This window comes from Methylorubrum subtropicum, from assembly GCF_038442325.1.
Classification (GTDB): Bacteria; Pseudomonadota; Alphaproteobacteria; order Rhizobiales; family Beijerinckiaceae; genus Methylobacterium; species Methylobacterium subtropicum.
On record NZ_JBBXMW010000032.1, the window covers coordinates 25117 to 39765 of the forward strand.

Consider the following 14649-nt stretch of genomic DNA (forward strand, 5'->3'; position numbering starts at 1 on the left):
GCATTCACCGGCTTCGGATGCCCTTCACACCACGTCCGATCTCTACCGCGGCGGCGGGTTTTCGGCAATTCGCTCAACCGTTTGTATGCTTTCGTACGGTGCCGCCATGGCGGTCTGACCCCGCATCGAAATTCTCTCGAATGGTGACTCGCTACGAGCTGCGTCAGTGAACCCGCCGACTATTCGGCAGGGGTATGGTATCACCGGCCGGTCGTCCCCAGATGCGTGATAACTGCCCGTGAGTACCCCCGCTGCCGGTGACGGTATCCTGATGCATCTGGAACGCCTTATTGCGGCTCTGGAAAGCCGCACATCCGAACAAACATCCGAGGTCATGGCTCTTGTGGAGGCAGGCGCCGAGAGCCGCGACGCGGAAGAGGCACTTTGGCGAAACGTCGACAACCTGCTCGCCTTGCGGCGTCACCAGCTGCGCACCATTGAAATGTTTCTCGGGACCGGCTTGGACGCGCAGCGCTAGGCTGGACCGCCGCGACGGGCCGCTCACGGGATTGCGCGTGGACCTTTGACGGCCGCGTGAGCCAAATCGCCGAACTTCCCCCTCGATAGAATCCTCATGCCTCACAGACTCGGTGCGCTTGCCCTCGTGGCCGAAGACGATCCGCTCGTCCGGATGGAGGCTGCTGACATGCTCGGGGATGCCGGGTTCGACGTGCTGGAAGCCAGTACCGCCCCGGCGGCGCTGGCCCATCTGGAAACCCGTTCCGGGGTGGCATTGCTGTTCACCGACGTGCTGATGCCCGGCAGCTTCGACGGGCTGGCGCTCGCCCACGAGGCCCGCCGCCGCTGGCCGGAAATGCCGATCGTCGTCGTCTCGGGCCGGGTGACACCCGGCCCGGCGCAACTGCCAGACCGGGCACGGTTCCTGTCCAAACCCTACTACGCTAGCACACTGGCCCGCGTGATCCGCGAGATGGGGGTCGGCACCTCGACAAATTGAGGTGCCCCTGCGGTCACTTATCCCCTGTCAGGACGTTACCCATCGGGACAGGAGCATTTATCCCATGCGGCTCGATGCGCTCGAAGTCATCCGCACGCTGACGCACGACATCGCGGCTCACGAGGCTTTGGCGGACAAGCTCGATCAGCTGGCGACCGAGGCTCACGACGAAGGGGCGTTCGCCAAAGCCGATGTATTCCGCTTGGTCGTGCGCGAGTACCGTTTCCGGGCCATGAAATCCCGTGGCAGCCTGGAATTCATCTCGGACAGGTATCATCTCAAATACAAATCTAAATTTTAGTTTACCATTACCGTTCTATTAAGGGCACGTGATAGCCTGGGCAACTTATCAATAGCACCTGAGGCATTTGATCCAGGGAGGATGAAGTACGGGTCAAGAGCTGACCCCTCGGCGGTCCGTCAAGGTATGCGTAGCACAAGATTTGTGAGAGTGTCGGTTCACACTGCCTGTTGGCACAGTTAGAAACTGCGAGCGCTCACACTTTGCGGCCGGTAGAAGGCCAAACGGGGTTGAAACCGCCAATCCGATCAGGCGAGAATGCATCTCGGTGTGGGGAAGGCACGGCTCCGCAAAGGTAACAGTCAGGTGCGGCTTTGGGCTATCCGACTCTCAACGAAGACGAGCGGCTGTCATTCCTGACCGAACTGCAAATCCTCGACACACCGGAGGAGCCGGTGTTCGATCGGATCGTTCAGGCCGCACGGGACCTCTTCGGCACACCCTACGCCCTGATCGACCTGATCGATCGTCACCGCGCCTGGATGAAGGCCGGCAGCGGTCACGACCGGGAGGTCGCCCGCGAGGATGCCTTCTGCAACTATACGATCCTACACGACTCGGTGATGGTCGTGCCGGACGCAAGGGCCAACCCAACATTTCGCAACAACCGCTTCGTGCAGGGCGAGCCGTATGTCCGCTTCTACGCCGGAGCCCCCCTCACCGTCGCGCCCGGCATCCGCGTAGGGGCGCTGTGCATCATCGACACGAAGCCGCGACAGTTCGATGCACGCGAGATGCGGCTGCTGACTGGACTGGCACAGTTGGTCGTCGATGAGATGTGGCTGAAGCAGGTGCTTGCCAAAAATGCGACAGAAGCTACGCGCGAACTCCATCGTTCGATCGAGGATCACGATCACACAGCTCACAAGCGCCTGAGTGGCGCGCAAATCCGAGCGGCGCGCGCGTTGCTTAATTGGTCGATCTCCGAACTCGCTGCAGCCTCGAACCTGTCGGTTAACACAATCAAGCGCATGGAAGCCCGAACGGATATTACTGACATGCGCAGCTTATCGTTTGATACGTTGTGCTCAGCCCTTGAACTCGCGGGCATTTCATTTCAAGGTAGCAGCGGTGTTGCGTTGAAATCTAGCGTGAATTGATCCAACATTTGCAAGTTATGTTCACATTAACGGTTGCTGGGCTATTTGGTCCCGAGGCAGTGCCGGGCATTGCCGGGGGGACGTGCAATGCCTTTGTTCGTGTCGGGGCTGCGTGCCCTCATGGCCGCGATCGACCAGTCGCGCGGTCGCGTCGAGTTCACCCCGGATGGGGTGATCCGCGAGGCCAACCCAAAGTTTCTTGAAATCTTTGGATACACCCATGCCGAACTGATCGGCCGACCGCACGGCATGCTTGTGCCAGCCGAAGAGCGCGACAGCCCCGACTACCAGGCCTTCTGGCAGGCTTTGCGCGCTGGCCAGCCGCAGACGCGCGAGTTCAAGCGTATCACCAAGGACGGCCGCGATGTCTGGCTGCTTGCCTCATACAACACCGTGCTCGGCGCCGGTGGCAGGGTTGGGCGGATCGTCACGTTCGCCTCGGATGTGTCCGCACAGGTGCTGCGCAGCATCGACCATGCCGGGCAGATCGAGGCGCTGCATCGTTCTCAGGCGGTGATCGAGTTCTCCCTCGACGGCACGATCCTGACGGCCAACGCCAATTTCCTCGATACCATGGGCTACCGCCTCGATGAGGTCCAAGGGCGGCACCATTCGATGTTCATTGCCCCGTCCGATCGTACCTCAGCCGAGTATCGTCGGTTCTGGGCCGATCTCGGCAGCGGTCACCATAGGGCCGGCGAGTACGCCCGGTTCGCTAAGGGTGACCGCCCGGTGTTCATCCAAGGCTCGTACAACCCGATCCGCGATCGTGACGGCAAGCTGCTCAAGGTGGTCAAGTTTGCGATCGATGTGACCGGGCAGGTGGAGGATCGCCAGCGCCGTGCCGCGGCGCGGACCGCGATTGCCGGCGATCTCGATGTAATCACCTCGGCGGCCGGGATCGCTTCGCAACAGGCGGCCCATGCCGCCCAGGCCTCGCTGCGGGTGTCCTCCGACATCCAAACGGTCGCTTCGGGCGCCGAGCAGCTCTCGGCCTCGGTGTCCGAGATCAGCATGCAGGTCACGCAGGCAGCCGAAGTGTCCGGCCAGGCAGTCGAGCAGGCCCGCCGGGCGGCCACGATCGTGTCAGGCCTCAGCACGGCCGCTCGCCAGATCGGCGATGTGGTGACCCTGATCCAGGGGATCGCGGCCCAGACCAACCTGCTCGCGCTCAACGCAACCATCGAGGCGGCCCGCGCCGGCGAGGCCGGGCGCGGCTTTGCCGTCGTCGCTACTGAGGTCAAGGCACTGGCCAATCAGACCGCGAAGGCGACCGAGCAGATCGGGGCGCAGATCACGGCAACCCAGCAGGCGACGGGCGAGGCCGTTGGAGCGATCGACGCGATCCAGACTACCATCACCACGCTGAACGAGGTCGCCAGCGCGATCTCGGCCGCGGTCGAGCAGCAATCGGCGGTCACGCGTGAGATGTCACAAAGCATGCAGACGGCTGCGCATGGGGTCAGTGCGATCACCGGCAGCCTCGATGAAATTGCCCTCTCCACCGAACGGGTCGATCTCGGCACCCGAAAGGTGCGCCAAACATCGCAGGATGCAGCCTGACCGATGACGGTAGACAGAGAGTGTCGCTTGTTTCTCGGACTGGATGGACTGGCGCCGCGACGCGCTCGGCATGACACCATTGTGGCGGTACCACGGACGCTGCCAGGCATCGCCGCGGCATCTCGGTTTTAGCAGGATCGGGTGAAAGCGCGAACCTTGGCCGTTTGAGTGCGTTGCACCTTGGCGGCTTCCTTCCAGCGACACGCTGCTGCTGCAAAGAAGGCTATGATCCACCCCACATCCCATTGGACACGCTGCCGTGCCCGCAACTCGCAAGCTACCGCCCGGTGAATTTTCTTCGAGCCTAGAAACATACCGCCAGACATCACCTCAGGAAATCTTATTCACGATATCGTTCTTCAATGCAGGTATCTACTACAGCAATACTCCGGCGACACCAGAAAATGCCCTGCATGCTTACCAGGATCTGCGAGCGAATGATGTAAGAAAGCTAAAAATCACAGATGCAGGAGGAATTGAGCTGACAGAGCAGCAACTGTCGATGATCGTGATGGTCAGGAGATTTATAAAAGAAGCAAGGTAGCTCGATTATATCAGCATAATCACACGACCAACCAAGCTCAATAGCTCAATCGCCAACCTCGAGGTCAAGGCCCGCGATGAAATGGAGGCCGAAGGCAAGCCAACCAATGCGGCCGGTCCAGTTTTGGGCACCCCGGCGATCCGCGCGCACGCGGCCGGCAAATTCGTAACAGTAACAATTCCCGCAACCGGCGGCGGTACTCACCACATCCGGGCGGCGATCTCGCGTTCCTCGGCCCCCATCACGTCCGCATAAATCGCCGTGGTGGCAATGTCGGCATGGCCAAGCCAGCGTTGCAGCAGGTTCAGCGGCACGCCCGAACGGACGGCATGCACCCCAAACCCATGGCGCAGCCCCTTGGGCGAGGCGTGCAGGCCGCAGATTTCAGCCTTTGCCATCACGTCCTTGACGTACCGCCAGGCCGTTGTGCGGCCCCACGGCCAGAACGGCCCGGCCAAGGGTACCAGCTGGCCGAGCTGGGCGGCCAGCTGGTCCGGCACCGGCACCTCCCTAACCAGCGCCCGGCCGCGCTTTTTGAGGGACCGCACAGCAACGCTGCCGTTGGGGTCGAGGTCGTCCGCCGAGAGGGCCAACGCCTCGGACAGGCGGCAGCCCGTCCACGCCAATAGGTAGCAGAACGCCCGCAGCTCCGGTGCGGTCTGGTCCGCCGCCGCGAGGAAGCGGCGGCGCTCGTCGGGGTTGAGATATTTCCGTTGGCCTCGGACGGTGTGAAGACGCCAGCTGGCTGGGCGCGCGTAGGACATGGGTGGGTCTTTCATCAAGGCCGGACATGCCGCGCAGGCCGGTCGCGGCTGGGCCTGAACCCGAATTCCCCATTCTGTTTCAGCGCCAAAAAGATCAACGCAGGCAATGATTTGCCGTGTGCCAGAATGGTCCATACCCTCAAAACCCGTACTTCAACAAGTGTAAACGCGCAACAATCTCAGATAATTAAACAGAATGGGGAATTCTGTTTCAGACATAACTTCTGAGGCAGATCATGCTCAAGATTTTGATGGGACTATTCCTGATCGTAGTCGGGGCAATGCTCTCGTTCATCCCACCGTTCATCTTCGGTATCCCCGTGCTGCTCGCCGCCGGGGGTATGATCGTCGCGGGTGTCGCCAAGCTCACCGGGCGGGCGGTCAAGGGCGGCGTCGCCGCCGCAAAATCCCTCCAGGACAAGCCCGGTCAGGCTCACTGAAGTCACGCCGCTCCACCTACCGACACGCCACGGGGGCACCTCATGAAAGCAATCCTGCTCGGCAGCGGCTTGATGCTGGCCATCGCGCATCCTGCGCAAGCACAACAAGCTTACCTCAACTGCAATCACCTCGTCTCAACCAGTGAGGATCGAATGAACGAGGCGCTTAATGCATCGGTTAGGACCGGCAAGCAGCATCCTGATTTCTGCAAAGCACAGTTTGCCGCCAACAAAGCAATCAACGATTGGCTTAAGGCCGCTGAAATCTGCCGCAGCCGCATGGCCGATTATGACAACCGGGTCGCTCAGGTCAGAGGCGCAAAGCAGACCGCCACTTATGTCATCCTGACGAACTGCAAAATCAACTGACTGATGGGCGTTGCGTAAATACCAAAAAACTCATCTATCCGGGGAAACTCTCGTTATGCTCAAGTGGCTCGCTCTGGCAGGCTGTTGCCTTGCCACTCCGGTACTCGCCGAAACCGCGTCGATCCGCACCACCAAGGACGAGGCCTCGCTGTCAAAGTGTGAACGTCTCGGCGACGTTGACGGCACCTCGTTGCTCGCCGGGCTGATGCAGAACGTCGGCTACAATCGCGCGGTTGATGAGATGAAGGACAAGACGGCAGAACTCGGCGGCACGCACTTGCTGATTTTCGACGTGTCCACCAGCAAGTTCGGGGCAAGCGCCCACGGCGTAGCGTTCCGTTGCGGGGCAAAATCGTCAGCGCGGCGGCGTTGATACAGCGCTGGATCGTCGAAGGTGAGCTGATCGGGCGAGGCGCGGCGGAGCCTGCGCAAATGGGCGGCTTGCCGCCTATGGCAGCCTTCCGCCGGACGGCTGGATCGGGGCCAAGGCCCTTGCGGCCTTGAGGCCGGTCCAGGCGGCTGGCATCCAGTGAAGAACCCGGCCGCAGGCCTCCGCCTGTCGCGATAGCGACCGTCACCGGGAGGCCGAGACTGCCCCGCAGGCTCGGGGCGTCGCCGCAGGCGGCGCGTAGGGCGCGGCCCGCAGGGATCGCCCTGGCTAGAACTCCGGATTGGTCCGCGCGGAAAACCGGTCGCGGGCGGTGAACCGGTCGGCTGGCAGCTCGCCGCAGGGGCGGCGGTAGATGATCTCGCTGAGGTAGGAGCGCTCGATCTCGATCTGGTCTTCCTCCAGGTCGATGTACCAGCAGCGTCGCGCGCCGCTCCAGCGATAGCGGCGCGCCTTCAGCAGATCCTTGGTCTCGATCGGCGAGCCCTGCGCCCACAGGCGCACGGTGGGCCGGCGGGCGGTTTCGAGGAGACACGACAGGGCCAGGCGCCCGGAGGTCTGCAAGGGGCTGTCGAGCAGCCTCAGCAGGGCGTGGCAGTCGTCGATCGCCCGGTGACCGTTGTGGAAGAACCCGTGGTCGATCAGCAGATAGCCGAGCTTCATGCCTTCGTGGCCCTCGGCGCGCCACGGGATCTGGTGGCAGGAGCAGGCCCAGTTCTTCTCGGTGAACACCGGCCAGCGGCCCTCGCACATCTGCCGGTCGAAGCTGGCGTTGTGGGCGATCACCACCGCGGCGTCGGCGGCGAGGGCCTGCACGGCGGCATCATTGATGCGCTGACCGGCCACGTCGGCGTCGGTGATCCCGGTCAGCCGGGTGATCTCCGGCGGGATCGGTTTTTGGGGCTGGTGCAGCTGGTTGAACGTCTCGAGCACCCGGTAGATGCGCCCACTGGCGCCGTACTCGAATTTGAGGATGCCGAGCTCGATCACCTCGTCGGTCGCGTAGTCGGTGCCGGTGGTCTCGGTGTCGAGCACCAGGCCGATGAACGTCGGCTCGTCGGGCGCATCGGCGCAGTTCACGAACGGCGTGAGCCGGCGCAGCACGCGGTAATCCCCGGTGCTTTCGAGCACGGTCGCGATGCTGTCGAGGGGCTGGTTCACGGCGGCACGGTCCCGGCTTGGTTCTCCTTAAGCCGGCGGCACCTCTGCCGTGCGGCTGTGCCAATCAGCTTAACCGCGGCTGCGACGGGCTGACCAGCAGAGAGCGCCCACCTGTCCACAAGGCAGGAAGGGGTGCGGGAACCGAGCCACGGCCCGTTCGTTGAACAACCAGATTGGATCTGTTCTAATTCGCATCAGGGCGGCAGCGCCGCCCGCCAGCTGCAGGAGCATCCCCATGGCGAACGCCAAGTGCGAGAGCTGCAAGTTTTTCGACGAGCACAAGGTCAACGGCGCGGTCGCACAGAACGACGAGGGCCTGTGCCGCTTCAACCCGCCGGTCAGCCAGCCCGGCCCGGACGCGCACGGCCTGTGGCCGGTGGTCGGCTCGGCCGACTGGTGCGGGCACTACACCCCCGAGATGACTGCCGCCGAGTAAGGCGCAGCAGTGTGCGAGCGCTGAAGGGGCCAGCCGGGAGGCTGGCCCTTTTTCGTCGGCGGTTTTAGCCGGATGGACGGGCTGTTGGCTGAACCCGTAAGGAGACCTGAATATGCCCCTTTTCGCCGTGAAGCTAAGCGGCTAAGCTTCCGTCAAAGGGGAGGGGCCACGGCTGGTAATGTCGAGGATCAGAATAGTTGATATTAAAAACTTTCGTGCCATCAAGGATTTAAGATTTATCCCGACACCTGGAATCAACTGCTTTATCGGGCCTGGTGATAGTGGTAAATCTTCAATAATTGATGCTATAGATTTATGCCTAGGCGCAAGACGTACAGCTCAGTTTTGCGATACCGATTTTCACAAATTAAATGTCGATCAGCCAATCGAAATATGCCTAACATTAGGCGAGCTTGATGATTCTCTAAAAAACATTGATCACTATGGTCAATATCTACGTGGCTATGACAAAACGTCTGGAGAACTTAAAGATGAGCCAGAGTCAGGTCTAGAGACCGTCCTTACGCTGAAGCTTGAAGTGGGCAGCGATTTAGAACCGGCATGGCTACTTTACTCTGAACGAGCTGCCGCTCAAGGATTAGTCCGCGGAATTCAATGGGCTGACCGAGTCAAACTGGCACCAACACGGATTGGCGCACTAGCTCAGCACAATCTCGGATGGCAGCGAGGATCTGTATTAAATCGTATTTCTGATGAACGCGCCGATGCTTCAGCTACGTTAGCTAAAGCAGCTCGAGAAGCGCGTGCAGCATTCGGCGATAAGGCAGCAACGCAGCTGGGTGATGCGCTTAAGGTTGTAGGGGTTACGGCAAAGGAACTAGGCATTCCGATCGGCGACAACGTCAAAGCACTACTCGACGCTCACTCGGTCTCTTTTGTGGGCGGTACGATCTCCCTTCATGACGCCGGTGGTGTTCCGCTTCGAGGCCTTGGGGTGGGATCGACACGGCTGCTGATCGCCGGCCTTCAAAGGAAGGCCGCAGACAAGTCGTCTATCATCCTGGTCGATGAGTTGGAGCATGGACTGGAGCCACACAGGATTATCCGTCTGCTTGGATCTTTGGGCGCACGTGACAGCAGCAATCCGCTTCAAGTTTTTGCAACGACACACTCACCTGTTGCCCTTAGAGAAATCAACGGAGATCAGCTAATCGTCGTTCGACGAACTGATACAGCAATAACTGTATCATATGCAGGAACAACTGACGCCATTCAAGGAACGATCCGAACTTCGCCGGAAGCTTTTTTAGCCGGTTCAGTTTTAGTCTGCGAAGGCGCTAGTGAAGTAGGAATTGTGCGAGGCATCGATCAATACCGATGCATGAATGGCGAAGTGTCAATTTTCGCTTCAGGGGTCGGACTCGTTGATGCTGGTGGAGAGAAAAACATTTACTCCCGCGCTCCGGCGTTCACTGCACTAGGATATCGTTGTGCAGTTCTGCGCGACGACGACGTGCAAGTTGCTGAGGCAGCAGAAAACACATTCACCGCAGCTGGAGGAAGTGTTTTCAAGTGGAAACCAGGACAGGCACTGGAGCAGGCTATTTTTGAGGCGGTCAGTGAAGCGTCAGTCCGCCAGCTAGTTGCACTAGCTGTAGAGTATCTCGACGAAGTAATTGTTAATGCCCACATCAGACAAGCCTCTCAAAACAAATTTGAACTATCCTCCTGCAGCGGGGATATTTCGACGGAGCTTCGTGAATGCCTTGGTAGGGCCTCAAAATTTAAAGCTTCATGGTTTAAGTCAATAGCAAAAATGGAGCACATTGGTCGTGAAATTATCGGTCCAGATATAGGCAACTGCTCGCCAGAATTTCGTGAAGAGATACTAAAAATTTTTTCGTGGGCATCCCATGTCCAACCCTGAAATTGATCTTTTATCTATCAAGCGTGGCACTGTCACTGCTCCCGCTGGCTGTGGCAAAACACACCTAATAGCGAACGCGCTTGGCCGTCACACCGAGGCCAAGCCTATCCTGGTGCTGACGCATACAAATGCGGGCGTCGCCGCCCTTCGCGCCCGACTTGATAGAGCGGGTGTTTCTGCAAAAAGGTATAGGCTTTCGACAATTGATGGCTGGTCGATGCGATTAGCATTAATGTTTCCACAGCGAGGTGGCTGTGAAACGAAAGTCCTGGAACTTAAAAATCCAGGACATGATTATCCTGCTATTCGCAATGCCGCAATCAATCTACTCTGCGGCAATCATATCTCCGACATCATTGCGGCTACTTATTCGAGGCTGATCGTCGATGAGTATCAGGACTGCTCTTACCCCCAACACGCCATTGTTATGGCTGTTGCCGAGGTACTTCCAGTTTGCGTCCTCGGTGACCCTTTGCAAGCTATATTTGGATTTGGGGGAGACAAACTACCAGACTGGAGCAGCGAAGTTTGTGAAGGCCTACCGCTTATCGGCGAACTTAAAAATCCCTGGCGCTGGACCAATGCGGGAACGCCCGAATTTGGCGAATGGCTCCTTTCCATCCGTCACAACCTGTTATCTTGTCAGCCGATAGATCTAAAAACGGCTCCTAAAAATGTGCAGTGGGTCGAGACTGACGGCAAAGATGATCATACAAAACGTCTGGACGCAATTAATGCAATGCGTCGCGCTCGTGAACATAAAGTCATTGTGATTGCAGACAGCCGAAATAAACGTGGGCAACAGCTTTTTGCTAGTCAAATTCGGGGGGCTTCGACTGTAGAGGCAGTTGATCTGAGAGACCTAACCGATTTCGCTGCAACCTTCGACCCGGGCTCAAGGAGCGCTTTTCCAACAGTTATATCTTTTGCAAATAAAGTAATGACCGGCATCAATTACACAGATTTGGTTGCCCGTCTAAAGAGCATACATGCCAAGACAAATCGCCTTGAACCGTCTCATGCAGAACTCGCATGCTTCGAAATGCTGCAGAAGAAGGATTATCAGTCCACCGCAGACCTTCTGGTTGCTTTAAACAGTCAGGCGGGAACGCACGTCTATCGTCCCGCTGTTTTCCGTGCGTGTCTCAGAGCGCTGCAGATGTGCGCTGGAGATAGCGGGGTAACATTTAGTAATGCAGCAATACAGATGCGCGAACAAAACCGTCTTATCGGCCGTCCCTTGCCCGGCGTTGCAGTGGGAAGCACCCTTTTAGTGAAGGGATTGGAGGCAGAATGCGCAATCATTCTTGAAACAGACCTTATGAATGCGAACAATTTGTACGTCGCAATGACACGAGGCTCTATCTCATTAGCAGTCTGCTCTGGATCTTCAATTATCAACACTTAGTTGAAGGGCTCGAGGTGCTTCATTCAATGTTGGGCAGCCGAAATGTTCGTCGCCGAGTAAGGCGCAGCAGCGCGCGAGCGCTGAAGGGGCCAGCCGGGAGGCTGGTCCCTTTTTTGTGGCCGCGCAGACCGTAAGGGCGCCTCAAGGCGCCCGTCCGTTCGGGAGGCAGCCGAGGCGCCTGCAGGCGGTGCGGTGGTGCTGATAGTCGAGCTCCATGCCGAGGAAGGTTCGGCCGACGCTCTGAGCGGCGGCAAGAGTTGAGCCGGAGCCGCAGAACGGGTCGAGCACCAGGCCACCGGCCGGGCAGAACCCGGTGATTAGCGGCGTGAGGATCTCGACGGGTTTCTGGGTCGGGTGCAGCCGGTTGCCGGTGTAGACCCAGTCGATCACGTCGCTCAGCGGTGCCGTAGGCCGGCGCACGTCGCCTTTGGCGAGCAGGTAAGCCTGCTCATGCCGGTGCTCGAGGAAGCGGGCCGAGGAGGCGTAGCGCTTGCGGAACACCACGTGGCCGACAAGCCGGAAGCCGGCGGCGCGCCAGGCCGCGATGAACCGGTCGACCTGGTTCCAGCCGTAGAAGCTGAGGCAGAATGCACCGTCCTTGAGGACCCGGTGCATCTCGGCCGCGGCGGGCACGAGCCAGCGGCCGTTGTCGTCGTTGGCAACCGTGCGACCTGTACGGTCGCGGTAACGCACCAGGTAAGGCGGGTCCGTGAGGATGAAGTCGATGGACGCGGTGTCCAGCCGGCGCATCAGGCGGACGCAGTCGCCGTGCATGACCCGGTTGGGGGTCGGAGTGGAGAGGGGGCTCATTGGCCCACCTCCCGCTCCACGTGCGGCTTCGGCTTGCGGATGACCAGACGTCCGTGGAGGGGCACTGCGCTGAGCTGGAGGTTAAAGCCGTCGCCGTCCTCGTGAGGCCAGGCGGCGCCGATCTTGGTCCAGAACGCGGTCTCCCCTTCGCCTTCGACCACGTAGACGTGGAGGTAGGGACGGTTCTTGGTTGGGGTGCGTGACATGGGAGTTCTCCCGTTGGTTTCTCCGGCCACGCCCATCGCGGCCGGTCGGGAGTTCCATGCGACGGGGCTCTGAGGCCGTTTGGCCGGTCCGGGTCATCGGCAACACGGGAGCGCGGGAGCGCGCTTCGCGCGAATGGAGCGGGCCGCCGATTGACCGGGGCAGAACGCGGCGCATCTCCCGCACCGTCCTGGCCGCGTGCGTCGCGGATCCAGCGGTAGACCACCAAACACGCCCCACCACCGACCTTCCCGGTCACACTGTGGTCAGGAGCAGGGGAGCCAGCGCTCTCAGACCAACCGGCGCACTCTGGCCCCAAGGACGAGCGGGCACGGCATCCGGCAAGCAGCCCCGAGACGGACAGCTTTGGTCATCAGAGGCGGCGAAGGCGCCCTCTGGGGCGTCGAAGCCGATGGTAGCCCACCGCCGGACGACCAGGACGGGGTCAAGGCCGAAGAGCGGAGCGTGCCTTGAGGCCGGCATGGACGGCTGGCCCCTCGTCCTGGCTCCGGAACCGCCACCATGTGCTGTTTACCGTTTACCGCAAACGGTAAACGGTTGCCGACAACGACCCGCCGCAGCGTAACCCGCCGCCGTGCCAGCGGCGTACCGGGGGTGCGGGGCCGGTAGGGCCCTGCCAGCCGGTCCGCGGGGACCGGCTTTGGAGGGTGCGGGAGGGGACCGCCCGCTGCAGCCGGCATGGCCCGCGGCCGTGGCGGGTGCATCACAGGCGCGCCGGCCCGGTGCCCTGACACCGGCTTTTTGGGAGGCGGTGACAGGGCGCAGCCAGGATCACCACGGTCAAGGTGCGAAACTGCCCAGCCAGCGGGCAATTCTGGAACAAGCTTAGGCACTTAGACGATAAGTGCGCGTCGCGTGCCCGCCGAGGCCGCGGCCCGACACCGGAAGGTGACACCCACGCCGACATGGCGGCTCCCGTTCCACATAGAGCAGCTGCACGAGCAGCACCGCGCCGTCCGGCTGACGGCTGAAAGAACCCGGCATGCACGGCCCTACGGGCACGGCACCGGCAGGCCCAACCAGGGCACCATGAAGGAGAGGAGCAGACCCCCGCGATCCGGTTGAATACGAGGCGACCGCTGCGGACGAGACACCCCGAACCGATGGAGGCACGAAGGACCCCGAGGAAAGGACATTGCTAAGCCGAGTACCCGGCCCCCGGCAGCAGGCAACAGCCTTGCTGCAGCCGCCTCACCGTCCCTGACGGCGGCGACTGGCCATCAGCACTTAACAACAAAAACTGAACCACCGTTGAGAGAGCTACAATTTGAGTTGAAGGAGCTGACCCGCCGTCACGGCGAGGGCAGCCAGTGGACCCAGGCCGGGCGGCACCGCACCTTGCAGGCGATCGGCCGCGAGCTGCAGGCCGAGGGGTATCAGCTGCGGCATGCCCGCAACCTGAAACCCCGGCACGTGACCGCCCTGCTGGACCGCTGGAAAAAGGATGGGATCGCTCACGCGACGATTCGCAACAGGCTGGGCAACCTGCGCTGGCTGGCCGAGAAGATCGGCAAGCCGGGGCTGCTGCCGAAGTCGAACGAGAGTTTCGGGCTCGAGGAGCGCACGCCGTTCCAGGGCCTCAAGGCCAAGCCGCTCGACCGGGCGCGGCTGGCCACGATCACCGACGCCCGGATCCAGCTCGCCCTGCGCCTGCAGCAGGCCTTTGGGCTGCGCCGCGAGGAAGCGCTGAAGTTCCGACCGTCCTTTGCCGACAAGGGCACCTATCTGGCGCTCAAGCCGTCCTGGACGAAAGGCGGGCGCTACCGGGAGATTCCGCTCACGGATCCGCGCCAGCGGGTGCTGCTGGACGAGGTCTGGGACCTGTGCGGGCATGGCTCGCTGATCCCGGACGGGCAGACCTTCCACCAGTTCCGCAAGGCGTATGACAATGCGACCCTGCGCGCGGGCCTGCGCAATAACCACGGCCTGCGCCACTGGTACGCCTGCTGGCGCTACAAGGCCCTGCTGGGCCGGCTGCCGCCGGCCCTGGGCGGTACGACCTGCGATGGGCTGAGCCCGGAGGCCTGCCGGCACGAGTATTTCGTGCGGCTGCAAGTCTCGCGCGAGCTTGGCCATAACCGGGTCGATGTGACCGCCACCTACCTCGGCCCGCGCTGGGCGCGGAAGGCGGCGGCGTGAAGTCGCCGAAACAGCCGTTCAGGCCCGAGCTGCTGCGGGTGATGCAGGCGGCGCGCGAGACGCACGCCGGCACCGTGTTCGACCCGGTCGCGGTGAAGAGCAGGCTGAACCAGGCCGCCGCAGCGGGCCAAGCCCACTGCGTGCTGCCGGCGCCG

At 61.1% G+C, this 14649-nt stretch carries 17 protein-coding genes; 13 read left to right on the forward strand and 4 right to left on the reverse strand.

Features of this window, described 5'->3' with window-relative positions:
- The first annotated feature begins 238 nt into the window (after positions 1–238).
- The 6 genes from AAHG03_RS25510 (at position 239) to AAHG03_RS25535 (ending at position 4466) form a co-directional block, all read left to right on the forward strand.
- Positions 239–478, forward strand: coding sequence for a hypothetical protein (locus AAHG03_RS25510; RefSeq protein WP_342154368.1), 240 nt, complete (start codon positions 239–241; stop codon positions 476–478).
- A gap of 126 nt (positions 479–604) precedes the next feature.
- Positions 605–958, forward strand: coding sequence for a response regulator (locus tag AAHG03_RS25515; protein ID WP_342154370.1), 354 nt, complete (start codon positions 605–607; stop codon positions 956–958).
- A 64-nt stretch (positions 959–1022) separates the two neighbouring features.
- Entirely contained in the window at positions 1023–1259 is a 237-nt protein-coding gene (locus AAHG03_RS25520; RefSeq protein ID WP_342154372.1) for a hypothetical protein, read from the forward strand.
- 314 nt (positions 1260–1573) lie between these two features.
- Positions 1574–2359 carry a GAF domain-containing protein gene (locus tag AAHG03_RS25525; protein ID WP_342154374.1) on the forward strand — a complete coding sequence of 262 codons (786 nt, stop codon included), beginning with the start codon at positions 1574–1576 and terminating at the stop codon, positions 2357–2359.
- Positions 2360–2479: 120 nt separating this feature from the next.
- Complete coding sequence (locus tag AAHG03_RS25530; RefSeq protein ID WP_342154376.1) at positions 2480–3922, forward strand: methyl-accepting chemotaxis protein; 1443 nt, start codon at positions 2480–2482, stop codon at positions 3920–3922.
- A 259-nt stretch (positions 3923–4181) separates the two neighbouring features.
- The gene (locus AAHG03_RS25535) at positions 4182–4466 is read left to right on the forward strand and encodes a hypothetical protein (RefSeq protein WP_342154378.1); all 285 of its coding nucleotides are present in this window, start codon (positions 4182–4184) and stop codon (positions 4464–4466) included.
- A gap of 200 nt (positions 4467–4666) precedes the next feature.
- Here the strand turns inward: AAHG03_RS25535 and AAHG03_RS25540 are convergent, their stop codons facing one another.
- Positions 4667–5230: a tyrosine-type recombinase/integrase gene (locus AAHG03_RS25540; RefSeq protein WP_342154381.1), complete on the reverse strand. Its 564-nt coding sequence runs from the start codon at positions 5228–5230 to the stop codon at positions 4667–4669.
- 236 nt (positions 5231–5466) lie between these two features.
- Between AAHG03_RS25540 and AAHG03_RS25545 the strand changes: the two genes are divergently transcribed.
- From AAHG03_RS25545 to AAHG03_RS25555, 3 genes are read left to right on the forward strand one after another with little or no spacing between them, the layout of a single operon-like run.
- A complete protein-coding gene (locus tag AAHG03_RS25545) occupies positions 5467–5670 on the forward strand; it encodes a hypothetical protein (protein WP_342154383.1) in 204 nt (67 codons plus the stop codon).
- 42 nt (positions 5671–5712) lie between these two features.
- Entirely contained in the window at positions 5713–6039 is a 327-nt protein-coding gene (locus tag AAHG03_RS25550) for a hypothetical protein (RefSeq protein WP_342154385.1), read from the forward strand.
- Between the two features lie 55 nt (positions 6040–6094).
- Positions 6095–6412, forward strand: coding sequence for a hypothetical protein (locus tag AAHG03_RS25555; RefSeq protein ID WP_342154387.1), 318 nt, complete (start codon positions 6095–6097; stop codon positions 6410–6412).
- Between the two features lie 285 nt (positions 6413–6697).
- Here AAHG03_RS25555 and AAHG03_RS25560 read toward each other — a convergent pair whose 3' ends face one another.
- Entirely contained in the window at positions 6698–7588 is an 891-nt protein-coding gene (locus AAHG03_RS25560) for a 3'-5' exonuclease (protein WP_342154389.1), read from the reverse strand.
- 235 nt (positions 7589–7823) lie between these two features.
- On the opposite strand from AAHG03_RS25560, the gene AAHG03_RS25565 reads away from it, so the two are divergent.
- The 3 genes from AAHG03_RS25565 (at position 7824) to AAHG03_RS25575 (ending at position 11320) form a co-directional block, all read left to right on the forward strand.
- On the forward strand, positions 7824–8024 hold the full coding sequence (locus tag AAHG03_RS25565; RefSeq protein ID WP_342154390.1) for a hypothetical protein: 201 nt from the start codon (positions 7824–7826) through the stop codon (positions 8022–8024).
- Positions 8025–8202: 178 nt separating this feature from the next.
- The gene (locus AAHG03_RS25570; protein ID WP_342154391.1) at positions 8203–9912 is read left to right on the forward strand and encodes an ATP-dependent nuclease; all 1710 of its coding nucleotides are present in this window, start codon (positions 8203–8205) and stop codon (positions 9910–9912) included.
- Positions 9899–11320 carry a UvrD-helicase domain-containing protein gene (locus tag AAHG03_RS25575; protein WP_342154392.1) on the forward strand — a complete coding sequence of 474 codons (1422 nt, stop codon included), beginning with the start codon at positions 9899–9901 and terminating at the stop codon, positions 11318–11320. Before AAHG03_RS25570 ends, AAHG03_RS25575 begins: the two co-directional genes overlap by 14 nt.
- 141 nt (positions 11321–11461) lie before the next feature.
- Here the strand turns inward: AAHG03_RS25575 and AAHG03_RS25580 are convergent, their stop codons facing one another.
- Together AAHG03_RS25580 and AAHG03_RS25585 are read right to left on the reverse strand one after the other, a co-directional pair.
- Positions 11462–12130, reverse strand: a complete 669-nt coding sequence (locus AAHG03_RS25580; protein WP_342154394.1) for a DNA methyltransferase — start codon at positions 12128–12130, stop codon at positions 11462–11464.
- Complete coding sequence (locus AAHG03_RS25585; RefSeq protein ID WP_342154396.1) at positions 12127–12336, reverse strand: hypothetical protein; 210 nt, start codon at positions 12334–12336, stop codon at positions 12127–12129. The genes AAHG03_RS25580 and AAHG03_RS25585 overlap by 4 nt, the downstream gene beginning before the upstream one ends.
- A 1270-nt stretch (positions 12337–13606) precedes the next feature.
- On the opposite strand from AAHG03_RS25585, the gene AAHG03_RS25590 reads away from it, so the two are divergent.
- Positions 13607–14494 carry a phage integrase N-terminal domain-containing protein gene (locus AAHG03_RS25590; protein ID WP_342154399.1) on the forward strand — a complete coding sequence of 296 codons (888 nt, stop codon included), beginning with the start codon at positions 13607–13609 and terminating at the stop codon, positions 14492–14494.
- Positions 14495–14649: the final 155 nt, after the last annotated feature.